The organism is Mesobacillus sp. (assembly GCF_057785455.1).
On the sequence record NZ_JBYNSB010000012.1, the window covers coordinates 181378 to 206542 of the forward strand.

General features: G+C 43.6%; 19 protein-coding genes and 1 riboswitch. Of the genes, 2 read left to right on the top strand and 17 right to left on the bottom strand.

Annotated features, from left to right (window positions below):
- Positions 1-246: 246 nt before the first annotated feature.
- From AC3EBE_RS03510 to AC3EBE_RS03530, 5 genes are all read right to left on the bottom strand, one after another.
- A complete protein-coding gene (locus tag AC3EBE_RS03510; RefSeq protein WP_488593623.1) occupies positions 247-3438 on the bottom strand; it encodes a cellobiose phosphorylase in 3192 nt (1063 codons plus the stop codon).
- A gap of 21 nt (positions 3439-3459) precedes the next feature.
- Positions 3460-4794: a GH1 family beta-glucosidase gene (locus AC3EBE_RS03515; RefSeq protein WP_488593624.1), complete on the bottom strand. Its 1335-nt coding sequence runs from the start codon at positions 4792-4794 to the stop codon at positions 3460-3462.
- Between the two features lie 20 nt (positions 4795-4814).
- Positions 4815-5645, bottom strand: a complete 831-nt coding sequence (locus tag AC3EBE_RS03520) for a glycoside hydrolase family 16 protein (protein ID WP_488593625.1) — start codon at positions 5643-5645, stop codon at positions 4815-4817.
- Positions 5646-6254: 609 nt separating this feature from the next.
- Positions 6255-7370 (bottom strand): 5-methyltetrahydropteroyltriglutamate--homocysteine S-methyltransferase, encoded by a 1116-nt coding sequence (locus tag AC3EBE_RS03525; RefSeq protein ID WP_488593909.1) that lies wholly within the window; start codon positions 7368-7370, stop codon positions 6255-6257.
- Positions 7371-7560: 190 nt separating this feature from the next.
- Positions 7561-7740: riboswitch (cobalamin riboswitch) on the bottom strand.
- 490 nt (positions 7741-8230) lie between these two features.
- Positions 8231-8605: a VOC family protein gene (locus AC3EBE_RS03530; RefSeq protein WP_488593626.1), complete on the bottom strand. Its 375-nt coding sequence runs from the start codon at positions 8603-8605 to the stop codon at positions 8231-8233.
- A 473-nt stretch (positions 8606-9078) separates the two neighbouring features.
- Here AC3EBE_RS03530 and AC3EBE_RS03535 point away from each other — a divergent pair, with 473 nt between their 5' ends.
- Entirely contained in the window at positions 9079-9618 is a 540-nt protein-coding gene (locus tag AC3EBE_RS03535) for an MEDS domain-containing protein (protein ID WP_488593627.1), read from the top strand.
- 429 nt (positions 9619-10047) lie between these two features.
- Here AC3EBE_RS03535 and AC3EBE_RS03540 read toward each other — a convergent pair whose 3' ends face one another.
- From AC3EBE_RS03540 to proC, 12 genes are all read right to left on the bottom strand, one after another.
- Entirely contained in the window at positions 10048-11553 is a 1506-nt protein-coding gene (locus AC3EBE_RS03540) for a response regulator transcription factor (RefSeq protein ID WP_488593628.1), read from the bottom strand.
- On the bottom strand, positions 11546-13408 hold the full coding sequence (locus tag AC3EBE_RS03545) for a sensor histidine kinase (RefSeq protein ID WP_488593629.1): 1863 nt from the start codon (positions 13406-13408) through the stop codon (positions 11546-11548). The genes AC3EBE_RS03540 and AC3EBE_RS03545 overlap by 8 nt, the downstream gene beginning before the upstream one ends.
- Positions 13409-13580: 172 nt before the next feature.
- Complete coding sequence (locus AC3EBE_RS03550; protein ID WP_488593630.1) at positions 13581-15239, bottom strand: type 2 periplasmic-binding domain-containing protein; 1659 nt, start codon at positions 15237-15239, stop codon at positions 13581-13583.
- A 202-nt stretch (positions 15240-15441) separates the two neighbouring features.
- Entirely contained in the window at positions 15442-16341 is a 900-nt protein-coding gene (locus tag AC3EBE_RS03555) for a carbohydrate ABC transporter permease (RefSeq protein ID WP_488593631.1), read from the bottom strand.
- A gap of 14 nt (positions 16342-16355) precedes the next feature.
- Positions 16356-17342: an ABC transporter permease gene (locus tag AC3EBE_RS03560; RefSeq protein WP_488593632.1), complete on the bottom strand. Its 987-nt coding sequence runs from the start codon at positions 17340-17342 to the stop codon at positions 16356-16358.
- Between the two features lie 213 nt (positions 17343-17555).
- Positions 17556-18245 (bottom strand): hypothetical protein, encoded by a 690-nt coding sequence (locus AC3EBE_RS03565; protein ID WP_488593633.1) that lies wholly within the window; start codon positions 18243-18245, stop codon positions 17556-17558.
- On the bottom strand, positions 18242-18991 hold the full coding sequence (locus AC3EBE_RS03570) for a hypothetical protein (RefSeq protein ID WP_488593634.1): 750 nt from the start codon (positions 18989-18991) through the stop codon (positions 18242-18244). Before AC3EBE_RS03570 ends, AC3EBE_RS03565 begins: the two co-directional genes overlap by 4 nt.
- On the bottom strand, positions 18969-19871 hold the full coding sequence (locus AC3EBE_RS03575) for an ABC transporter ATP-binding protein (protein ID WP_488593635.1): 903 nt from the start codon (positions 19869-19871) through the stop codon (positions 18969-18971). The genes AC3EBE_RS03570 and AC3EBE_RS03575 overlap by 23 nt, the downstream gene beginning before the upstream one ends.
- Positions 19871-20254, bottom strand: a complete 384-nt coding sequence (locus tag AC3EBE_RS03580) for a GntR family transcriptional regulator (protein ID WP_488593636.1) — start codon at positions 20252-20254, stop codon at positions 19871-19873. The genes AC3EBE_RS03575 and AC3EBE_RS03580 overlap by 1 nt, the downstream gene beginning before the upstream one ends.
- Positions 20255-20740: 486 nt before the next feature.
- Positions 20741-20965 (bottom strand): hypothetical protein, encoded by a 225-nt coding sequence (locus AC3EBE_RS03585; RefSeq protein WP_488593637.1) that lies wholly within the window; start codon positions 20963-20965, stop codon positions 20741-20743.
- A gap of 76 nt (positions 20966-21041) precedes the next feature.
- Complete coding sequence (locus tag AC3EBE_RS03590) at positions 21042-22763, bottom strand: ABC transporter ATP-binding protein (protein ID WP_488593638.1); 1722 nt, start codon at positions 22761-22763, stop codon at positions 21042-21044.
- 180 nt (positions 22764-22943) lie between these two features.
- Positions 22944-23792, bottom strand: coding sequence for a pyrroline-5-carboxylate reductase (proC, locus tag AC3EBE_RS03595; protein ID WP_488593639.1), 849 nt, complete (start codon positions 23790-23792; stop codon positions 22944-22946).
- Positions 23793-24080: 288 nt separating this feature from the next.
- Here proC and AC3EBE_RS03600 point away from each other — a divergent pair, with 288 nt between their 5' ends.
- Positions 24081-25160: a GIY-YIG nuclease family protein gene (locus tag AC3EBE_RS03600; RefSeq protein WP_488593640.1), complete on the top strand. Its 1080-nt coding sequence runs from the start codon at positions 24081-24083 to the stop codon at positions 25158-25160.
- Positions 25161-25165 lie beyond the last annotated feature (5 nt).

A 25165-nucleotide genomic window follows, 5' to 3' on the forward strand; every position in this document is an offset into this window, starting at 1 on the left:
AAATTCTTCTCGGGGCTGGCGCTGAGCCTCCTCGTCGCTTTGCTCCTGCGGGGTAAAATGGCCCCTTCTTCTCGGGCCATTTCTACCGGGGTCTCATCTGTCCAGCTGCGCCCGCAGGACTCTGAAAAGCTTCCTCGAATGGGCCCACGCACGATGGAAATGCGTTAGCATTTTCGGAGGAGTCTACGCACCTTCCACTTCAGTCAACAGCTTATTAACCTATCAAAATTCAGCTTTAACAGATCCTTAATCTAAATAAACCTCTATCTTTCCAATCTGGCCGCTGCGGACTTTCTCCGCATACGCAGCCTCTATTTTGTCTTGCATGATTTCGACCTTGTCGCCGTCGGTGTGCAGGACATATTTCACTGTCTTCGCTCCGTCGTTTCCATAGGTATTCTTTCCTTCTGGATTGTGGTAGGTGACTTCTGTCTTGCCCAGGAAGGTGAATGTGACCTGGCCTTTTTCGTCAAATAGCCATCCTGGCAAAATAGGCTGCAGTTTCAGGGTTAACTGACCGTCGTTGAAAGCAAAGGCTTCTTTGCCAACCATCATCAATTGCAGCATGCTTAAAAACTCTGCTGTCGTTCCGCTCAGCCTGGCGACAAATCCCTGGCCGTGGACTGCCTGATCAGGGTTGACGCTGCTGGCAATGAAGGACGAGTTTTCAAGGACACTCCTGCCGTATACGCCTGGATCCATGAATGGAGGCAGGGCATGCTTCAAATCCTCGAAGAATTCATCATACAATCCCGACTTCAGGACACTGAGAAGATATTTGAATTCCATATGCATGAAGATCGATTCCCGCTCAAGCCAGCCTGGGGTAAATGCTCTTGCACGCCCGATTTCAAAGGTTTGGTCCTCAAGGGATCCCGAGGTTTTATACATTTTCAGCTTCTGGTCGTAAATCTCAGAGTCCCTTACATGTTCATAGATGGACTGTGCTGTTTCTTTGTCCGCTGTCTTCAGCTCCCGTGCAGGCCCTTCAAGGAAGTGCGGAAGCATCGAGACTTCAAATGCTTGGACCTTTACAAGCGGCAGTCCTTTGCTGTTCATTCTTTCGTTTCCGCTTTCGTCAAGCAGCTTTTCCCACTGCACCGCTTCAAAGGCAAAATAGGTTGGAATCAGTCCGTTGCCGATTTTGGTGGCACGCCCAATACAAGCATTCGTCTTTGAGAGCATCCTGCCTGCATCCTCGGCCAGGCTGGCAAGAGAAACTTTCACTTCCTCCCCGGCAAAACCATTTCTCACGCTCTCGCGATACTGTTCACGTGCAGCTGAGACCTGATCCCAATATCCGAAATCATCCAGTTCACCATTCTGATATTTTGCAAGATTGCTTTTAATAGACTCCAGCAGTGAATAAACCTCGGCTGGCAATGACACTTCTTTTTCCGTATCCTGCCCTGAAACAGCGACAAACTCCAGCAGACGCTTCAGTTCGAGGGTTTCGCTCATTGCCGAACCAAACAATCCCGGCAATCCGTTCATTGAGTCGTTCCAGCCCGGCTTGTTCGCTTCCATTTCAACTCCCATGCCGTATGGATCCAAAGTTGAGAACTTGATCAGTGAAAGCATGAAGAGCTTGCTGTACAGGCTTGAAGTAAAGAAATCGCCATCGTGTTTCCTCACCCACTCAGAACCGCTTTGGTGTCCAAGTTCCGTAATCGCATCGTACTGGCGGACCTTGCCGTCGACGAGGACATACTTCTCTGAACGCGGATTCACGATTACCGGACTGTAGAAGTATTTATAACCATCATCCCCGAACAGCAGATGGTCCTTGTTTTCCGGATAAACCTTCAGATAGTTTTCAATCAAGTCTAGATTGTATGTCCAGTGGTCCATCCAAAAGCCTTCACCGAACTCCGCTTCGATATTTTGGCTGCTTCGCGACAGGACTCTTTTCAGGAATTCCGGCAGTGGAGTGGTAAGCTCCATGTCCCTGTCTGAAATCGTCTGAAGGATATCTCCCGGTGTAAAGGTTACCGCAAGCTTTTTCCTGATATACTCAGCGTCGGAGGAATCGGTGAACATTTCCTTCAGCCAAGCCCACTCTTCCTTGTCTGTCAGTTCAAAGCTTGCCCCTTTGACCACAAGAGGGTTATAGCCATCCGCCTGGATCAGGCTCATGAATAGCTTGATGTTATAGTCTCCTGTTTCGGGATGGAACAAGACATCATTGCGACGGTTTTGGTTCACATCGCGGAAGTTGCCGTTACCCTGGGAAAAGAATTCTGGTGCAAGCGAGAAGAAGTTATAATCCCTTTCCAGGTCTCCATGTTTTCGGGAAAAAACATAATAGATAAATGGGTCATTTTCCGTCTCCAATGAAATTGGATAGCCTCCGCGAAGCACATTATCGAGATAACTTTGTTTGACATATGCATCAAAGAGCGGTGACCCAGTTTTTGTCAGGACATCGTCCGTTATGGCAGTAACAAGGCTCTGGCTTTCCTGATATTTGCGTTCCATATAATCCGCAGCGGTGATTTCCGCTGCTTTCTTATTGATGATTTCAATGTCCTTCACATGGCCAACCAGAGTATGGAACGTGATTTTCCCCCCTTCTTTAAGCTCCTGTCCTAAAGCAGTAAAACCGCATGGGACTTTGTTGGAGGTAACAGGCTTGGCAGAGGTCAGCTCCGGAATCGTCTTGCCTTCAAAGTTGTTCGGATAAGAAAGCGAGCTGTTGAATCCAAAAACCAAATCTGCGTCGACAATCGGCTGAAGCAATTCGCCATCCTCAGTGAAGCTTAAATAGAAATGGCCTTTGGACACCTCTTCCACTTCTGCTGAATCATTGGTCGAGGAGCGGACACGGTAGTAAGGAATCCTGTTTTCCAGATTGAATACATCCATCCAGCTCTTCAGCGTATTCCCCACCGCTTTGTAGGCAGCGTCATCAATGCCAAAAGGGATGATTGCCGGCAGGCCGTCAAGGATTTCCAGTTGCTTCGTACTGCCTGAAATATTTTCGATTTCAACCTTCCTCACCAGCGCGCCAAAATTCTCATTCGGAAGCGTGAAATAGGCAGCCACTGTTTTTATGCCGTACTGGTGGTTGACCTCTTCAATTTTCAGCTCATTTTCTTTTAAATACATGTTCCGTGTGTGGCTCTTCGTGCTGCCATATGCTGAAAACGGTTCGAATACCGTATTGCCTTCATCTCCTGCGATTTTGATGAAGGTGCGGAATCCATTCATGGAAACGCGCTGATATGCCTGGTTGGCAGGGAAAAACTCGGTAATCGCATGGTTTTTATCCTGGACGCCAAAGCTCACGATTGCCTGGCCGCGGTTCACGTAAAAGGACCAGATCGGGATGCCGTATAGACCAGCAAGACCCGGCAAAAAACTCGAGAAGGTTTTCGCCTGGTCAAAGTCTTCAATAACAAAATATTGATTTTCGTCGATTCGGTATTTTTCCATCATTCTCACTCCGAAGTTTTGGATTTAAATAGTCCGGTTCCTGATGATTTCCGCATAGCGGCAGCCGCTGTCCTTAAGGATTCTCTCCTGCGTTTCAAAGTCCACATACGTAATCCCGAAGCGTTTGTCATATCCGAATGCCCATTCAAAATTATCAAGCAGGGACCATAGATAATAGCCGGCAATATTCATTCCCTCTTCATTCAGCTCCGCCACTGCCTGGATATGTTTTTCAACATAATCCTGGCGTTCCGGGTCATGTACATGGCCATCTTCCGACACCATGTCATCAAAGGCAGCGCCATTTTCTGTAATATAGATTGGCAGATCCGTATACTCTGCTCGCAGACGGCGGATCAATTCCTTGAATTCTGCCGGGGAAATGTCCCACCCCATCCCGGTCTGGGGATAATCGGAATAGGCATTCTTGTAAAGGAAATCCGAAGCTGCATTGAATTCAACCAGCCCGCGGCTGTAAAAATTAATGCCAAAGAAATCGCACTCAATTGAGATTTTCTCCAGATCCCCCTCGTGGATAAAATCATAGGAGTGAACATATTTGGAGAATAAATTCATCATATCGGCAGGATAAGCTCCTTTTAAAACCGGATCAAGGAACCATCGATTCGAGTAGCCATCTGCATTGTTTGCAGCCAGCATGTCATTTGCCGAACCGCTGGCCGGATACATCGGCGACAGGTTCAAGGTGATGCCAATCGGAGTGGAAGATTCGAACTTCCCTTTCAAAAGGGCCACCGCTTCCCCATGGGACAGAAGGATATGATGGACTGCCTTTAGCGCCTCCTCCATATTCGTATGTCCCGGTGCGTGGATTCCCTGATGATAGCCGAGGAAACCGGCGCACCATGGCTCATTATGGGTAATCCACATTTCTACCTGATCATCCAGCTCCTCGTAGCATTTCTCTGCATATTCGAGGAACCAGTCCACAGATTCCCGGTTCGTCCAGCCACCCTGTTCGTGGGCCCACATCGGCAAATCCCAATGATACAGTGTAACAGCAGGCTTGATTCCATTTTCAATCAATCGCTGAATCAACTTTTTATAAAAGTCCATCCCGGCCTGGTTGTACTTGCCCTGCTCCGGAAAAATCCGCGGCCACGCGATCGATAATCGGTAGGAATCGACTCCCAGCGTTTTCAGGACTTCGATATCTTTCTCATATAGATGGTAGTGGTCACATGCGACATCGCCGTTATCCATATTGAAGACCTTGCCCGGCGTACGCGAAAACTGATCCCAGATGGACATCGTCCTGCCATCCTCCTGGTAAGCGCCTTCAATTTGATAGGAAGAAGTTGCTGTCCCGAAAATAAAATCCTTTGAAAATCTGTTCATATGATGTTCACCAGCCTAATCTATTTATCTGTTTTCTTATAAACTCTTATATAATCAATGGTCATTCGCTGCGGGAACTGTGTCGTTTCATCCGGATACCCCGGCCACTTCCCGCCGACAGCAAGATTGAACTGCATGTAAAACTCGCGGTCAAAAGGAGCATTTCCAGCATGGCGGTCTCCCGTTTCAATTGACGTACTGAACCATTCATTCTGAGTGGCATACAGGACTCCGTCGACATACCATCTAAACTCCCCTGGTTCCCACTCTAAAGTAAAGACATGAAAATCATCTGAAAATTTCTCATGCCCAGGGAGCTTATAGCTTTCCCCCGTATATGTATGCGGGACGCCATAATGAAGCGTTCCGTAAACTGTATCTGGCTGGTGGCCTATTTGCTCCATGATGTCAATCTCGCCACAGGCAGGCCATCCGCTATATCGCTCCATGTCTTCAGGCATCATCCAGATCGCAGGCCAAATCCCTTGCCCCTCTGGCAGTTTCGCACGGATAGAGAAGCGCCCATACTTCCAGGCTGCTTTACCCTTTGTCGTCAATTTTGCAGATGTATAAGCCATCCCTTTGTACTCTTCCTGCCTGGCTTCCAGCACCAGTGTCCCATTTTCGATTCTCGCGTTTTCCGGGCGTGCCGTGTAATACTGGGATTCCTCATTGCCGAAGCCCCAGCCGCCTTCAACAAAATTCCACTTGCCCGCATCTATCTCCGTGCTGGAAAAACTATCTTCCCAAATCATTTCCCATTTTTCAGAAGTATCTTCAAATTTTGAAAGCGCCATCATTTCTTTGCTAAAAGAACCTAGCTCTTCATCCTTCTTTTTCATCGGCTTCATTTGGATCGCTCCTTTCCTAAAAGCCAGGCCGTATGATCAAATCAGAAACCTGTTCGTACATACTATTTTACAGGTGCCCAGAGCACATCTTGAGATAGCGAATTTTGAATATGGTGCTGATATTTTAGGAGCTGTGAATTTATACTTAAATATTAATGAGGCAAAAAGAAAAAGAGGCGATCCAAAAAGAAACGGGTTCGGTTTGGAAGTGATAAATTTGAATTAACAGTGCTTTTCGCACAGAAATTTGCAGACACACTAGCTGTATGATTAGCACGCAAAAAGCTCTGAGCCATTTAGCCCAGAGCTTTTTTTGTTGTGCGTTGTTATAAAAAAGGACCCTTATGTTTAAGGTAGGATTATTCACAAACTTAGCATAAGAGACCATTGTCTGCCGTATATTGCTTTAATGGTTTCGGGGGCACTTTATCTGTTGTTTTAGTGACACTGATTAGAGTATATAACCGTTGTCAAAAATTTCATCATAGTTTTTTGATGTATAACTACCAAAAACATTCAATACAAAGCCCTTTAGGAAATATTTCCTAAAGGGCAATTTAATCTGCTTGGGTTATTCAATATTTCGGGCTTCATCTGTCCATGTAGGCATTAAATATTTCCCCAAACCTCTTTCGCCACTTCAACAATGAATTTTAATTTGTTCCACTGTTCTTCTTCTGTGAGGTTATTTCCATGGTGTGTAGAAGCGAATCCGCATTGCGGACTGATGCACAGCTGTTCCAGTGGTACGTATTGGGCTGCCTCTTTAATCCTTGCTTTTATCAATTCCTTATCTTCCAATTCAGGGTACTTTGAAGTAAATAATCCGAGGACCACCCGCGGTGCACCCACACCATTAGGGATATGTACTAAAGGTTCGAATGTTCCGGACCGTTCATCATCATATTCAAGGAAAAACCCATTTACTTTTTCCTTGTTGAGCAAAGTTGGCGCAATAAGGTCATAACTGCCCGAAAATGCATAATCAGACCTATAGTTGCCTCTGCACAAATGAGTGGTGACAATCAAATCCTCCGGCTTGTCCTTCAGAACGCCATTAACGACTCGTAGTGCAAGATCGATTAAATAATCACGTGGGTACTGAGCGTCACTAAATGGAAGCGCAGGGGCAGACAGGCCTGCAATATAAACATCGTCAAGCTGTACATATCGGACACCGACGTCATAAAAAGCTTTGAGAGTTTTTCTGTAAGCTTCAATAATATCCACTGCAAACTCTTCCCAATCCGAATAAAACTCTGGGTTGATGATACCTGCATTGAAAAACTGATTTGGGCTCGGGATGGTCACCTTTGCAACAGCCCTGTTCCCTACTACTTCAACCAACTCCCTGGCATGCTGAATAAACGGGTGGTCAGGATTGAAAGATATTTTGCCTATAGCCCGAACATCATGCTTTTCAGTTTCGATTTTGCTGAACTGATAGCCTTTTTCCGGTGTATATCCCTCCATCCCTAGAAAATTTTCCATAAAATCGGTATGCCACCAATGCCTCCTGAATTCACCGTCGGTTACCGCTTTCAATCCAATTTCAATCTGCTTATCGACTATTCTTTTTACCTCAGAAAGTTCAATTTCCCTCAGTTGTTCATAACTAATATTACCGTTACGAAAACTGGTTTTTGCCTCCAACAAGTGTTTAGGTCTTAATAAGCTGCCAACATGGTCAGCCCTGAACGGAGCTTTTGTTAGGGTAATGGACATCATGTATTTCTCCTTCATATATAAAGTATTTAAAATAAAAACCTCTTCTATTTAGAAGAAAAGAATTTTACTTCCAAAAAAATAAAAAACCCAACATGAAGGATGGGTTTCGTAACAATGGCAGACTAATAGACAGCAGAAAACAGTCCATTAATTTAACCTTGTTCTATCTTCCCAAGTCCCGAAGAAGATAACACACATAAATAAGGCAGGTCTCCTGACTTGTGCTTCACCTTACTCTAAGTCCTTCCCGTCTTTATAAGACAGTGGTCTACTTATTTCATCAGCACTTACAGTTGCGGGGACAGTTTTGGATTTCAACCAAATTCCTTATTAAGTCCATACGGACACCTTATTTATCGGTATAGTAGAATATCAACTTTGAATACTATTATATTCGTTCCCCTGATAATTGCAAATATTTGAAATATATTTCGAATTCAATTCTATCTAATCCAACCTTTACGAATTCATTCTTTTCATAAGCTCAAAGTACCATTTTCTAAGCTTTTTAAGCTTTCAACTTTATAATCAACTTTGAAAATATCGTAATCCTGACTTACAAATTCTAGTTGTTTTAATAACTCATCTTTAAATATTAAAAAACGTTTCAGCAGCTATTTTTCCATCATTCCCCATCTTCAGGAATGCTGCCCCGTTCAATAACAAAAATGCCGCCCTTGAATGGCAGCACAATCCGGAACTATTGCATCCTATGTCTAAGTACATTTCTTCCTACCAATGTAAAGTAGGTGTGTTGAAATCCCAAGAATATTAGGATCAGTAGCTTTCCTTAAGTAAAGAATGCCCCTTTTAGTCTAAGTGTGACTTTCACTAAATTACCTTCATATATATATTTCTCACCAGTGCACTTGGAGTTTATTGCCATTTAAATCAAAAAAGTGGAAATAGGCATGTCCATTATCCTCTTTTATATCCTCAACCTTAACACCATTTTCAATAAGATGTGTATGAAATCCAGATAATTCGGGACTTGTAAACCCAATGCTAAAGGCTGGGGCATTACCAACTGTAAAATGTGCAAATGTATCATCTTCAGTAGGAACTAAGATAAGTAAGAAAGGCCCCTCATTAACTTTTATAATGGCAAATGGATCCTCAGTAATGGTTAATAACTGAAGCCCTAATATATCTCTATACCATTGTGCAGACTGCACTAAATTTCTTACCGGAATTCTAATATAATGTACCTGTTCAATAAATGATTTACTCATAAACTACCTCTCCTTTATTTAGTATTGTCTATCAAGTAATTCCCTTTTTACATCCCTATTCCCTTCCGATTTTTGAACTAGCCTGCCCCGTTCGTGTAGTAAAGGTCCTGTTTTTTGACATTGCCTTAAATCTTCAACATCTTACTGAAAGATCAAATAGAAGATTACTATTACAACAACTATAATTCCACCTATTGTAGGCGTTCCATAAAAAGATCTATTCCATCCATCATCTGTTTCAATTTTACTATCTTCTCGGTTGTTTTCTTGATTCCTCAATGACCACACCCCCGGTAAAAACGGTTTTTGTACCTAAATGGATTAGGTTAATAAAAATTAAGGTTTCATCTCCTGCCCATTTAGCTTAATTAATGTTTAGTTCTGGATATATTTGCTGGCAAAACCCATTTCAATCCAAATGTATGATAAGGTTATTGAAGGGCGTTATATGTCTATTTCGATGGGGTGCATATGTGGAAAGTACACATTTAATGGAAGTTAATGAAATTCAAAACCTTACTAAGGGGCATGTGTTATATTTCTACGAGAATCAGGATCAGTATATTTCAAATGCGGCTGATTTTATCACTTCCGGTTTAGAAATGAATGAACATTGTATCATTGTAGAAAATGATCGAAACACTCCGTTGATTAAAAAAAGACTCACTTTGTTAGTTAATGAATGTCACTTAGAAAAAGTGACGTTTGTCAATAATTATGACTTCTATTATGCCAAGGGAGACTTTAGAATTAATTCTATTTTCGATTATCTCCCTAACTTAATTGGAGGCAATTCAAAACTTGATTCAGTCATCCGAAGCTGGGCCCATGTTGAATGGCGGGATGAGCGGGAAGTAAGTAATAAATTATTGAATTCTGAAAATGAAGCTGCTAAAATTGTGGCCGAAGCAAAACTTCTTTCTGTTTGTGCCTACGATTCAACAAGGGTTAGTAAGGAATTTAAGGAAGGACTTCTAGCTTGCCACAACTTTCTTGTAAAAGAGAAGGTGTGAAGCAACAGGATCGACATATTATTTCATAGAACAGATTTATCTTTTCCGAATATGGCTTGTTTACGACATCAAGCTCACCTTTAACAATTGTATTATTGAACCTGCGCCAATAATTGAATAAGCCTCCCAAACATTTTAACATAAATATCCAAATTTTTTTTTAGCATACTGACAATAACTTCTGATATCATGCTAAAACAACTTAATTACAAAGAAAACCCTGTTATAATAACAAAAAGATGCAGTCCAATTCTATTGCGAATTGGACTGCATCTTTGTATGCGAATTCGTTTTTGTACTCGAAAATCGCAAAAGGTATCTCATCTTGGTACAGCCTCTTTTTTGGGATAGTGTAACACATTGATTTTCGCTTCAATCAATTGGGCTTGTTATCAAAGGAATCAACTAAATAATCACAAGACCACCTCATTAATTCATCTCCCTAAACTCCTTTGGTGAAATCCCTTCGATTTCCCTAAACACCCTGGCAAATTGCTTCGGGTTCTTGTAGCCTACCATCTCACTGATTTCGAATACCTTGTAATCGGTCTCCTTGAGCAGGCGCTTAGCACCTTCGATCCTGACCGATTTGAGATAATCGACAAAGTTCTGGCCAGTAAATTCTTTGAACATATGGCTGAAATAGGAGTAGTTGAGCGAGATATAGTTTGAGACCACGGCCAGGTTTAGGTCCTTATGATAGTTTTCCCTGATATAGGCGATTGCCCGGTCCATATATTTCTGCTCAGAGTAGACTGATTTCATCTGTTTATTGTACTCATGGATTCTCATCAGCAGGTCCTCAAGAGCACGGACGTATTCATGAAAGTTAGGGAAATTGTAGATATCGCCTATCTTGTTCAATAGCTTGAACGTCTCGAGCGATTCTTCCCCAAGCCTTGCGAAAAATCCTTTAAAGATAATCTCATTGATCTCCTGGTTAAGGTTTTCCAGATAGCTGATGCTGCTGCTTGAGATGACATCAAAGTCCATAACATGCAGCAGGTAGGACTTGATTTCCTTTTCCCGTTCCGTCCCAAGCATATTGGCGATTTTATTGATCAGCTCGGTTGGCACGGATGCGGGATTTTGTTTCTCTTTGATTTTATCGTAGTTAATGATCTGGCATCTCGGATATAAAAAGTGATACTTCAAGGCATTTTCAGCCTGATGGTAAAATGTCTTGAATTCATTGATTTCCTCTGCCTTTTCACTGATTCCTAATGAAAAAGCAAAATACCTGTCTCTTCCGAACTGTTCCTTTAGATGGTCAAACACTTGCCGGTCTGGTGAAATGATGACGGCCCGCTGATCTTTATCAAGGAATGAAATAGTGCCTGAATCAGCCGGGAGCAGCTGATTGATTTTATTCAGGAAATCTTCTCCTGCCAGTTCACTTTCCTGATTGATGATTCCGACATAATAGCCTTCGGAATACGAGTCAACCTGAATCTTATTAAAAAGAGCAGCCAAATCCTCTTTTAACAGATTGGGATTGAGCAGGATGTAGTTCAGCTGACTGGCCCGGTAATCATTCAGGTGTTCATTTGACATATGATTGCTGGCCTCGAGTTCAGCAATGATTGTATCCAATGTCTTGAAAAGCTCTTCCCGGTTCACCGGCTTAAGCAAATAATCCTTTACCTGATGCCTGATAGCTTCTTTCGCGTAAGCAAAATCGTCATAACCGCTGAGGATAATCAACGCAGGCTTTTTCTCGATATGTTCCATTTCCTTGATCAGCTGGATTCCGTCAAGATGCGGCATTTTTATATCAGTGATCACAATATCCGGCTTTATTCCTTTTATGCTGGCAAGGGCCTCCAAGCCATCTCCAGCAATATAGGTTTCGTATGCAGGGTACTTCCTGTTGATCATCGCCTGGATCCCAAGGCGGATATTCTTTTCGTCGTCCGCTATAAGGATTTTATACACTTAGGCTGCCCCCCTTCAAAATTTTGCAAGGCACTGTTACCGTAACCATGGTGAATTCCCCCTCTGAACTTGTAACAGTGAGGCCATATCCTTCACCGTAGTAAAGCTTAATTCTTTCGTCTACATTGACTAGTCCAATCCCATTGCCTTTCCTTACACGCTCCATTGCATTTTCATGACCTGATTTGATGCTTTCATTCAGTAATTCGCATTGGGACGCTGACATGCCAATCCCATTATCAGTAATTTCAATGATCATTAAATCCTCCGAACATCTGGCGCTTACCTTGACCATGGCCTTGCTGGTTAGATTTTTAGGCAGGATTCCATGTTTAATCGCATTCTCCGCAATCGGCTGAAGCGACATTTTTAAAACTTCCTGGTCAAGCAGGTCTTGATCCACTTCAATATCTAATTCAAGCAAGCCATCCAGGCGAAGATTCATGATATCAATATAGTTTTTGATATAATTCAGCTCTTCCTCAAGGACGACGAAATCCGTTTTCCACCTCAGGTTATAGCGCATCATTTCCCCGAGGGAGGTGACTGCATCGGAAATCTCGTATTTCCCTTCAATTTCAGCCATCATCTTGATATTCTCAAGTGTGTTATAGAGGAAATGAGAATCAATTTGGGTCTTCAGCGCCTTTAGTTCTGTTTCTTTGGCCACTGCCTGTTTATTCACCGCATCAGCGATCAGATTGTTTATTTTTCCAAGCATGCTTTTAAAATGGAACCCAAATTCAGCAATTTCATCATATCCGCTGACTTCCACATCGAAGGCGAAATCGCCCTTTTCTACACGTGCCATCGAATCCTTCAGCTTATACATCCTTTTCAGCAGCAAGGAAATCAGGACATAGGTGAACAAGGAAAGAACGATGACAAGAAAGATGATGCCACTAAGGATGATATTCCTTGTCTTGGCGGTCTCCGCATAGAGATTCTCAAGGGAAATCACATTCAACATATAAGCTTCCAAATCCTCTATCTTTGCAGTGATGACAAGATAAGGAGTGCCCTTGTTTTCGAATTGAAAGCTCCCTGTGCCTTCCTTTTTCGATTTGCTGAAATCGCGTATGAGCGCTTCAGGATCGATTCCTTTATCTTCAAAAAATTTATCATGATGATTTCTGATCATGTTCATATCCTTGTCGAGGACTACATAGACAGAATCAGGATCATTCTTCGGCCCGAACATCTTAGGGAAGAAGTTCTTCAGGAACATATTGATTTCAATGATCCCCAAATGTTCATCCTTGGGAAAATCGAGTTCCCGCAGCAGCGAGATCTTCGATGTATTTTGTGATGGCAGCCTTTCAAGGACATCCTCAGTCTGCTGGTCAAACCACCAGAGCTCCATGCCATTACGGCTGACCACCTCATCTCTCCAGGGCTTTTTCATGATTCGCTGCTCTCTGAAAAGAATCGGCCACATCTCGGTAATATAGGGGTTCGTCGTATACACTCGTATATTTTCGATAGCAGGATTGTTCGCCTGCAATCGGGTGATATTGGAGAGCTCATTCATCCTGAAATCGATGAGCTGATCTACATTTGCTTCATTCCTTGTTTTCACGAACTCAAGGAATTCCATATCAGAAACGACCATTTGTGCGGTCCGTCTCATTGATTCGATATTGTTTTTGATATGCACCTGTTCAATTTCCAGGGCATTCTCATTTTTGATGCTGATTTCGTGTATCGCCCTGTCGTAGACATCCCTGGAATAAATGATCGTGGAGATGATAATCGGGATAATGATAATAATGATATAAAGTCCGATCAGTTTTTGCTGCAGGGATAGGCGGTTGAGCCCATCAGAGAGCTTCTTCAGTGCTTTGGGCATTATCATGTCTCTCACTTCCGTCATTTTTTCAGGATATCAACAGTATAAATTTTTTTGCTTATTAAAAATAGGGGAAGTGTTACGAATGAGTGAACAAATGTGGTCTTGTATGGCCATGAACAGGAATAGACTGGCCCTTTTAAAATTTTCTTTTAAAAGGGTCAGTCTGTTTAATGGATTATTTTGCTGCGTCGAGTTTCTTTTTGTTTCCTTCGTAGATCTTTTGCTGATACTCTTCTACTTTATCGTAGCCATATGAATCACGCTTTTTCAAGAAACCGTTGAAGATTTTATCGAATTCTTTATCGGATTTTGCGAGCAACAGCTTAGGAAGTGTTTTGCCCCATTCCTGTGCGATCTTGCTTGCTGCTACACCTTCTGCTGAAGTTCCTGTTGGGCTGATGCCATCGAATTCTGCATAGCTGACTGTCTTACCTTTTGTCCAGTCTTCCATTTGCTTGAATGGTTCAGACGCAGGAGGCGCCCAGGCAAGGCTCATATTTGTATCCATCAGCATCCAATATTTGAAGGATGCACCGTACTTCTGGTCAAATGCTGCGCGGTCCTTGTTTAAAAGATCCAATACTTCCGGCTTGAATTCCGGCTTTCCATTCACTACATCGTATGTTTCGCCTTCTTTACCCATGTAAAGGTCCATCTGGCCTTCTTCACTGATCAGGTAAGAAAGGAATTGAATGGCTCTTTCTTTATCTTTTACATCTTTTGAAATCAATGTTACAGTCCAGCCAGAGATGCTGTCGCCTGCCAATGCAGGTCCGTCTCCTTTGGAGTTCGCAGGTCCGTCAACAGCGATGTAGACAGAGTTAGGGTCTTTAGCATACAATGCATGCTGCTGTGCGGCAAGGTCACTGCGCTGGTAAAGCATTGCGAAGTATCTGCCCTGTGCAATTTTTTCTTCCATTTGCGGGCGCTTATCAATGAAGATATCCTTTGCAAGAAGGCCCTTTTCATTTGCTTCACGGAACGTTTTTAACCATGCAAGATATTCTGGGTCCCGAGTACGGTCATATACCTTGCCGTCTTTTTCCATCGGAATTGCAAGGAAGTTCTGGAGATAGCCTTCAAGAGATGTATTTCCTACATCAGTAAATTCGTTCAAACCAAACGGGATGACTGGAGCGCCGTTGACTTCAGGGAATTTCTCCTTCACGTCTTCAAGAGCTTTCAGGAATCCTTCTGGCGTGCTCATGTCTGGGCTGCCAATTGCTTCATACATGTCTTTTCTAACCAGGAATGTCTGGTTGGAAGGCTTAAGGTCTTTGTATTTATCGAAATCCTTAGGTGAAGAAGAAGCGTTTGGATAACCGTAAGTATTGCCATCCTCTTGCTTATACCACTCAAGCTTTGCGCCATCTGCCACTTTAAAGAAATAAGGATCATATTGATCAGCTAGTTCGTTTAATGGAAGGACAAGCTCGCCTTCGATCATCTTTTTCACTGCATCTTCCCACCAGCCTAATGTAATGAAATCAGGCAGCTTGCCAGATGCGATCATTGTGTTCATTTTTTCCGCTTCGTTTCCTGCTGGAGAGATATAGTTGATCGAAACTCCAGTCTTATCCGTCACATACTTGGAAACAGCATCATCGCCCCACTTATGTGCGAACCAGGAGAAGTTCACATACCAGTCAAAGGTGATTGGTTCTTTGTTCGACTGCCAGCCAGGAGCGTCAGCAGTAGCTTTTGGCTTATCATTCTTTTCTCCCTCATCGGAAGCGTTTTCATTTGTCTTGCTCGTACAGCCTGTAAATAATGCCAAAATCAATGTCAGAACAAGCAGCAATGGAAAACCTTTAGAAAACATCTTTCTCCTCATATTTTGACCCTCTCTCTTGTTTTGTTTTTGGGCCGCCACTATCAATTTACACCTCTTTAAAAAGCAGGGAAAGGCTTTTTGGTAAAATGCCAGCCTTTCCCTCAGATAAAGGGGGCAGCGCTTATGAAAAAGCAAGATTGATAATGACGCCGATTTATTTAAATCTCTTCGGTGAAGAAAATTTAAATCTGTTTGAATTGGATCAGCCTTTTACTGAACCAATCAGCATTCCTTTTACAAAATACTTCTGCAGGAATGGATACACCAGCATGATAGGCAGCGTTGTGACTACCATCGTTGCCAGTTTAATAGATTGCGAAGTCACAGTTTTTGTTGCAACAGTTCCTGCTGCATTTGTCATCATCTGGTTGGAGCTGGACTCGGCTACTACTTTGTACAAATACGTCTGGATTGGCTGCAGGTCCGGGTTATTCACAAAGATGACCCCGGCGAAGTAGTCATTCCATTGATACACACCCTGGAACAATGCAATCGTCGCGATAACTGGCATTGACAGCGGAATGATGACCTTTATAAAAATCATGAAGTCATTCGCTCCATCAATTTTCGCGGCCTCCTCCAGAGATGTTGGCAATTCTCTAAAGAACGAGACAAAGATGATCAGGTGGAAAAAGTTGAACATCGTCGGGATGATATAAACCAGGAAGTTATCAAACAATCCCAGATCCCTGATTAATAGAAAGTAAGGGATCAGCCCGCCGCTGAAAAACATCGTGATGACTCCGACCAGCATATAGAAGTTCCGGCCGTAAAGGTCCCGCCTTGAGATCGCATACGCGACCATCGCTGTGAAAAATACATGGGTGATGGTTCCAATCACCGTCTTTGCTATCGTCACCCCAAACGAGGTCACAATCCCGGGAGTATCAAATACAGCCTTGTAGTTCGCAAAAGTAAATTCCCGCGGCCACCAGTAGATGCCGCCCTTCATCGCATCCACTCCATCATTCAGGGAATTGACGAGTACGTACCAGATCGGGTAGATCGTAATGGCACAGATAAAAAGCATAATCAGAATGTTTACGTTGTCAAAAATATACTCGCTTGTGGTTCGCCGGTTCCGTTTGAAAATCTTAAACATGAAACCTCACCCCCTTAGAATAAAGATGTTCCGTTCAGTTTCTTGGTGATCTTGTTGGCAGACAGCAGGAGGATAAAGGCAATCACGGCCTTCAGCAGACCAACTGCGGTTGCGTATGAATATCGTGCATTCTGGAGACCCATTTGATATACATAAATATCGATTACATTACTGGCACTCTCATTCAGAGAGTTGCGCAGGATCAAGATTTGATCGAAGTTTGAATTCAAGACACCGCTTACAGCAAGAATGAACAGGATTGTAATCGTCGGGCGGATGGACGGCAATGTAACATGCCACATTTTTTGGAAGCGGCTCGCGCCATCGATGGTAGATGACTCATAAAGCTCGGGCGACACTCCGGCGATTGCTGCAAGATAGATGATCGCTGACCAGCCAAGCTCCTTCCAAATATCCGATAAGATGACAATCGTCCAGAAGTTGTCAGGCTCAGCGAGAAAGTTCGTCCGCTCGCTAATCAATCCAAGGCCAAGCAAAATTTCATTGATGACACCGATATCCGCCAGCCAGGTTGTCAGGATTCCTCCGAGTACAACCCAGGAAATGAAGTGCGGCAGATAGGAAATCGTCTGGACTGCCTTCTTGAACTTCATTGAAGTTAGCTCATTAAGCATAAGTGCGAATATGATCGGCAGTGGAAAGCCAATGATCAATTTAATAAGGCTGATTCCAAGTGTGTTTTTCAGGACGATCCAGAAATTCTCATCCTGGATGAACTCCTTGAACTGCATCAGCCCGACCCATGGTGCTTCCGAAATGGTGCGGATGATGCTATATTCCTTAAACGCAATGACTAAACCATACATCGGGATATAGTTGAAAATGAACATCCAAACTACCCCGAGCAGGGCCATGATCTGTAAGTACTTTTGACTGATGATGGTCTTCTTTATTTTCTTGAATTTTTCTTTCTTCGTGCTTGTTTCAATAATGGGGCCATTCACCTGTTGTTCGACTGGTTGCTGAATTTTGACTTCCATTGTTTCACCACCTTGGCTGCTCTTGTCTTTCTACCTCTATAGTAAAAAAAAGCGCTTGCATTTATAAGCCATCGAATTTTGCTTATGGTACCAATTTTTTAGGTTTATTTTTAGAGGCAAAAAGATTGATACTATTGCGTTGGTATCGTTTTCAAAAATATTGTTCTTGATAAAAGAAAAACCCCTCCATAAAGAGGGGGTTAGGCTGCAAGTCTAGTTAACCACATACCCGTCACCGCTTACCTGTGTATCAGCCGGGACGCGAATATACAAAAAATCAATTCCTTCCATCATTCCATATCCGTTGCTGGATTGCTCTCCGTACTCAGAGAACTGTGTGAATGGAAATGCATGCGAGAACTTTACAACCTTGATTGTGAAAGGCTCGGTAGGAAAAATTTTCAGAGTTCCATTAGCCATTTCGATTTCAGGGGAGGGAAAACGGTCGGTTATATCAATATTGTCCAAATAGGAATAAGTGGAGTAATGGGTCACTTGCACTTTCTCCTCCAGGGAATCAACCTTCTCGATGAAGATCTGCACACTTTGATTTATCCCCTCTACGTCCATCTGCTTTCCCTGAAGCGGAAATTCCCAGGATTCCTTATTGGTGAGCCCCTTCGCTTCTTCAATTTTTCCGGATTCAACCATAGAATAAAAATCGCTATTCAGCCGGTCGTTTGCCTCTATCTCCTGATCAGTCAGATAATCGCCTTTGAAGGTGTTTTCTACAGATACCATGAAAGATAGAACCCCAGCCCCAAGCAGGATAATGAAATACACTGCAAAGATTTTAGTGATTCCGCTGCCGCTCATGAACCTGGCACCAAAAAACTTGTTGGAAAAACTGCCGAAACTAAGCATCAGCACCATTATGAAAATTATTAGGAAGACGATGCTCATTTCCTCACCTCCAGGCTATTCGAGATCCACGCTGCTATTCCGTAGGCCAGCGAGGAAGCCAGCAGCACTTTTAACGTAAATAACAAGAATGACGTTTCCCTCACAAAAATTTGGGCGATATCAATCACAAAGGTTGACTGACTAGCCAGGAATACATTTAAGAACAGGCTGCCAAAAAGGAGCCCAGGAATAATGATCATAAAAACCTTACTCCTTTGGACCAGCATGCCGACCAGGTAGCCGATCGCGGTGAACAGGAAAAGATACAGGATTGTGGCAGCAAGACCCTCTGACATCTGCAGGAAGGTCAAAGGCTGGCTTGCGATGAATTCCCGATCTTTCAGGAAAAAGATTGCCAGTTTCAGCGATTGGCTCGCAAGCATAAATGTGACTCCGCCAATCACGCTTGCCAAACCGAGGAACAGGATATTAGCCAAATGGCTGCTCAGTCTGTTGGCCACAAATGTATAATCATCAAACCGATAGGCCTGAGTCGTGATGACAATCGCTGAAATGAATGCCCAGATCATCATGAAGGCAATAATGATATTCCCCGAATAGAATTTCATATCGTAGCTGAATGTATCAGAGCCGCCGCCCCCGCCGCTTTCTGCACCAAGAGAGAACAGGAAGGCCATTACCTGCAAGATCATCAGCGAGGTAAACATCCCGCGATAAGACTTCAGCTTGAAGCGGAACTGCTTTTTCACCACATCCCACAGACTAACCTTTGTTAAAGACATCATCAATCCCACCTTTCTCCTGGCTGGTCAAGTAAAGACAGAGATCCTCGTTTGAAATCCCCGAAAACTCCAGGCCGCTTTTTACCGCTGCAGTAATTTGATCTTCGGATAGGTCATTGCGCACAACCGCATAAATCCGGTTGAATCCCGCCTCATTCTGGTGAATGACTTCCTGGCCACTCAGCCAATTGTTCATGACGTCATCCTTTCCAGTGACAGCCACCGCATACTCGCGCAGCTCTTCAATCGGCATATGCAAGAAATTCTTACCGTCCTTGAGCAGCAAAATGTCCTCGAGAATGTCCTCGACCTCACTCAAATGGTGGCTCGAAATGATGATTGTCCGCGGATAAGCGATATAATCCTTCAGCAGCGCCCGGTAAAAATCCTTCCGGACACCAGCATCCATGCCGTTTGTCGGTTCATCGAAAATCGTCAGCGGACAGCGTGCTGCCAATCCTAAAATCGCGTTGAACGTATTCTTCATCCCTTTTGACAGACCTGAATGTGCCTGCCCCTGAGGCAGTGAAAAATAATCGAACAGGTTCCTGGCTAACTTCATATCCCAGTTCGGGTAAAAGCTGGCCGCGGTCTCAAGGAGTTCCTCCAGGTTTAGAGCCGCTGGCAAGTTCATATCATTATCAATCATGATCATATTCGCTGACACCATTAAATTATTGAATGGATTTTCCCCAAACACCCTTATGTCACCTGATGTTTCTTTCATAAAACCAGCAGCGATTTTCAGCATCGTCGTCTTGCCCGCACCATTCCTGCCGATCAGTCCGGTAATCTTATTTTCCCCGAGCGAAAAGCTGAGGTTATCCAAAGCTTTTTTACTTCCATATGACTTTGTCACCGACTCAAACTCAATGACGCTCATTAAGAATCCCCCTTCATTTCCCTTTTGGCCTCCTGGATCATGGCAATCAATTCCTCTTCCGTCACCTGGAGGTGCTCAGCTTCCCTCACCAATTCCGCCACCAATGACTTCAATGTCTGATTCCTCCGTTTCGCCGCAATGATTTTCTTCGCCTCTGAAGATACGAACATGCCAAGACCGCGCTTTTTATAAAGAATGTTTTCGTCCGCTAAAATATTCAGCCCTTTTGCCGCTGTAGCCGGATTGATATTGAGCATTTCAGCAAGCTGGTATTGTGAATACACCTTCTCATCCGCCTGGATGCTCTCACTGAGAATCTCCGTCTCCAGCCATTCAGCAATCTGGACGTAAATCGGCTTCATGCTCTCTGAATTTAGGATCAATCCCGCACCTCCTCTAACAGGTTCAATAGTACATTACTGTTGTAATGTACTATATAACATACTATGCAAATATTCAAGGGATATTTAACCAATTTATTTAAAAATTAGGCTCTGTTTAACACGGCTGTTGATTTTCGTTCCAGGCGCTTCGCTTTCCTCGGGGCGTGCGCTGAGCCTCCTCGTCGCTTTGCTCCTGCGGGGTCTCACCTGCCCGCTTCATCCCGAAGGAGTCTGCGCGCCTGGAACGAAGAGAAACAAGAGTTAAAAACAAAAATGAGCCTGAATTTGGGAACTCAATGCAATCTCCTGAATATCAAGGATAATTGCCTATAGAAGTACGATATTCTCCTAGTCATTGATGATAATTGCCCAATTTATCTGCTTAATTGCCCGAAAAAGGGAGATAATCATGCCGTCATCCTAATTCTGTAAATTGTTTTTACTAAAAAAATAAAAACCCCCTCGCATTCCACGAGGGGGCCGATCCTATAGCACTTTTGTATTCTCCAGAGGGCTTTCCAGCTGCATCTGGGTCAGTTCAACCTTCATTTTTTCTGTTTCAAGCAGAAAGTTTTCATGCTTGAGTCGCTCCAGTTCAATTTGGTCTTTAATCATGTTGTGTTTAATCTTGGCTGATTTTCGAAAATGGCTGGTCACAATGGCAGTCAGCGGAATTGAAAACACCATTATGATTGTTATCGTTCCAGTCATGGGACATCACCCCGGCATGATTATTTTGGACTATATTTCTATCATAGCAAACTATCAGGAAAAATAAACCAACATTTTAAATAGAAGTCTCAAACTGGACCTTGTGCAGGTTCGCAAAAATGCCGCCTCGTTCGATCAGTTCATCGTGACTTCCTTCCTCGGCAATCCCATTTTCAGTGACAACGACGATCCGGTCTGCACTCCGGATCGTTGCCAGCCTGTGGGCGATGACAAGGGTTGTGCGGTTTTTCGATAAGTCGGCCAGCGCCTTTTGGATAATCCTTTCCGTCTCGGTATCAAGTGCCGAAGTGGCTTCATCTAGAATCAGGATTGGCGGGTTCTTCAGGAACATGCGGGCAATCGCGATTCGCTGCTTCTGGCCACCCGAAAGCTTAAGACCCCGCTCGCCGATTTGCGTTTCATAGCCATCCGGCAAGGAAGCAATGAAATCTTCCAGATGTGCCTGTTTTGCCGCCCGGACAATTTCCTCATGAGTGGCACCAAGAGAGCCATATGCAATATTTTCACGTAGCGTCCCTGTGAACAGGAACACATCCTGCTGGACGATGCCGATCTGAGAGCGAAGCGATTTTTTCGTCATATCGCGGATATCGATGCCATCAATAAAGATACCGCCGCTTTGCACATCATAAAATCTCGGAATCAGCGAGCAAATCGTCGTTTTTCCGGCACCTGAAGGGCCGACGAATGCAACCGTCTCTCCATGCCTGATGTTTAAATCGATGCCTTCTAGCACCGGCTTGTTATCATCATAGCTGAAGGTTACGTCCCGGAATTCGATATTACCTTTGAGATGGGCAACATCAACCGCATCCTCTCTGTCGACGACATCCGGATTCTGGTCGATCAATTCCGTGAATCTCTTGAAGCCTGCCATCCCTTTTGGATACAGTTCGAGAATCGCACTGATTTTATCAATCGGTTTGAACAGGACGTTCACATACAGGACAAAGCCGACCAGCTCACCATAGCTGAGGGTGCCGCGGAAGCTGAGCCATGCACCATAGACGAGGACGACGAGGACCATCAGCCTTGTCAGCATATAGATACTGGAGGCACTGAAGGACATCACCTTGTAGGCAGACAATTTTGCACCGCGGAACTTGCGGTTGTTCTTTGTGAATCTCTCAATCTCGTAAGCTTCATTTGTAAAAGACTGCACGACCCGGATCCCGGATACGCTGTCTTCAACCCTCGCATTGACATCGGCGATCTCACTGTACATATTCTTCCACGCTGCATTCATCTTCAGGTTCGTATACGTAATCAGCCAGATCAGGAAAGGCACAATCAGCATCGTAATCAGCGCGAGCTTGACGTTGATCGTCAGCATGATCCAGAAGGCGCCGACGAAGGTCATGATCGCAATGAATAAATCCTCCGGACCATGATGGGCAAGCTCACCCAAATCAAACAGATCGTTGGTGATCCGGCTCATGATATGTCCCGTTTTCGTATTATCGAAAAAGCGGAACGATTGCTTCTGGACATGCTGGAAAAGCTGCTGTCGCATATCCGTTTCAATATTGATTCCGAGCTTATGGCCCCAGTAGTTGACGATGAACTGGAGGAATGTGCTCATAACATAAAGCAGCAAAAGCCCGACGCTCACGCCGACAATCATATTCCAGTTGTTCCCTGGCAGCAGGGTGTCAATGAACCACTGGACGGCCAGCGGAAACGCCAGCTCCAGCAGCGCGACAATGACGGCACTGGTAAAATCAATGACAAATAACCTCCGATGAGGCCGGTAATATGTAAAAAATCTTCGAATCATCTTCAAATATCTCCTTTAAGTTCTTCAAGTGATTATATGCCAAATGATTCAACTTTTTCAATAATTCTGGTAAAAATAAAACTTTCCGATTGGCGAGTCTCTTAGGATAAAGACAGAGACTTAGTTGCTGTTAAGCTTTTGGAAAAAATAAAAATCCTCCCGGAAACAGGAGGATTCATTTTATGAAGATACTAAAATACCTTCTAGCTCTCTATTCATTTCTTTTGACCGTTTGGCTGCATGATTGACTGCCTGGGCGATTGCCTGGCCGCCGTTATATTTACGCAGTGCATTCAGGCCCGATGCTGTCGTTCCATTTGGCGAGGTCACGTTTTTCCTCAGGACAGCTGGTTTTTCTTCTTTTTCCATGATCATTTTTGCCGCGCCGAAAATTGTTTGGGCGATGATTTCACGGACCATTTTTTCATCCATCCCGTTTTCCGTTCCAACATGCTCCATATGCTCCATCAAATAATAGAAATATGCAGGGCCGCTGCCGGCAAGGCCTGTGAAGATATCCATTTGGTCTTCTTCGATCAGGAACACTTTCCCCATGCAGCTGAGCAATTCTTTTACATCATCTATATTGGTTTCCGTTGTATTTTTCCCGGACGACATCGCAGTGGCAGACTCCTGGATCATGCTGGAGGTGTTAGGCATCACCCGTACCACCTGCTGGCCGGGGTTGAGATTCTCTTCCATGAAGCCTGTTGAGATGCCAGCAAGTACAGAAACAACTAACTGATCCGGACTGAGTTTATCCTTCAAAGCTTCCATGGCTTCACCTGCACCGTTCGGCTTCATTGCCAATATGAAAATATCAATCTCTTCAAATGGCATTTCATTTTGCGGAAGCCCATTGACTCCGTACCTGTCCTCGAGCCGCTGCAGCCTCGCACCATTGCTTTTATTTGTCACAAAAACGTGTTCCGGACGGATTTTTCCCGATTTCACCACTCCGGCAATCATTGATTCAGCCATTGACCCTGCACCCAGGAAAGCGACTTTTTTATTCTTCAGCAAAAGCATTCACCTCGAAACATAATTTGTTCTTAGACCGTTCGCATTTTATCAACGGTTTTAATGGTAACATGCCCAAAAATAGATTCAAGGGTATTGCAGGCATTCATGAGGAAACGGGCGAGATAGTGAAGAAAAGCGTTAACATATTGAGGATTATGTCTTTTTGCTTCGACTAATCAGGCGATATCCCTTATAGTCCTTAAATAAGAGCGAATATAAGGGCTTAAAAATTCCTTATATCATTGAAATTGCTATACTAAATAAGAGTCATTCTACTTTTTTATAGGAGAGGGAATGAAAAAGATGAATCTAAAAGAAAAGGTTAGGCAGCTTCCGTTAACACCGGGAGTTTATATAATGAAGGATCTTCATGGCAATGTCATTTATGTTGGCAAGGCAAAAAGCCTCAAAAAGAGAGTTCAGACCTACTTCCAAAACACAGCCTCCCATCCGCAAAAGATCAAAAAGATGGTCGCAAATATTGATGAATTTGACTATATCCTGACTGATACAGAATTCGAGGCGTTCATGCTTGAATGCAAGCTGATCAAAGAAATGAAGCCTCTGTTTAACAAGAGGATGAAAAGCCACCTGGGCTATTCCTATCTGGCAATCGAAATGGACGGCTTATACCGGAAAGTCTTCGTTACATCTGAAAAAGACTCAGGGGAAGGAACGCTATATTTCGGGCCCTACACCAGCCCGCTTTATGTAAAAAGAGCAATCGGGAATATAAAAGAGTATTTTCATATAAATTGCCTTCATCCGCTGAAGGGATCTCCCTGCCTGAATTACACCCTCGGGAAATGCAATGGCTTATGCTTAGGCGGTGCCGCTGTTGGGGAGTATAATGGTATTTTTGATAGAATCATTGCTTTGCTTTCCGGAAAAGACTTAAGCATTCTTGAAGAATTAGAGCAAAGAATGCTGCAGGCATCTGAAGAGTTTAATTTTGAAGCCGCAGGTAGGTATCGGAATTACCTTAAGTCCTTCTCGATCCTTCTATATAAGGAAAATCTCATCCAGTTTACTGAGGAGAATAAAAACCTGGCAGTCATTGAACACCTAAATGAAAGTACTTTGAAGCTTTTTTTACTTAAAGGGCATAAAGTGATTTCCAGCGCGACTTATGAATCTGGAAATACAAAAGAGCTTGTCAATTCAATAAGGTCTCACATCCTTGATTCTTTTGGACAACTAAGCCCTCAGGAAGCCATTGCAATCGGCAAAGAGGAACTTGATGAAGCGCAGATTATATACAGCTATCTGAATGGAAGCAGCGCAAAGTCCGCTGTCGTTCTGGATGAATGGCTTGAGTCCGGCGGGCTTGGAAAATTGGATGAGGCGGTAAAAGATTTACTGGATAATATTTAAGAGGC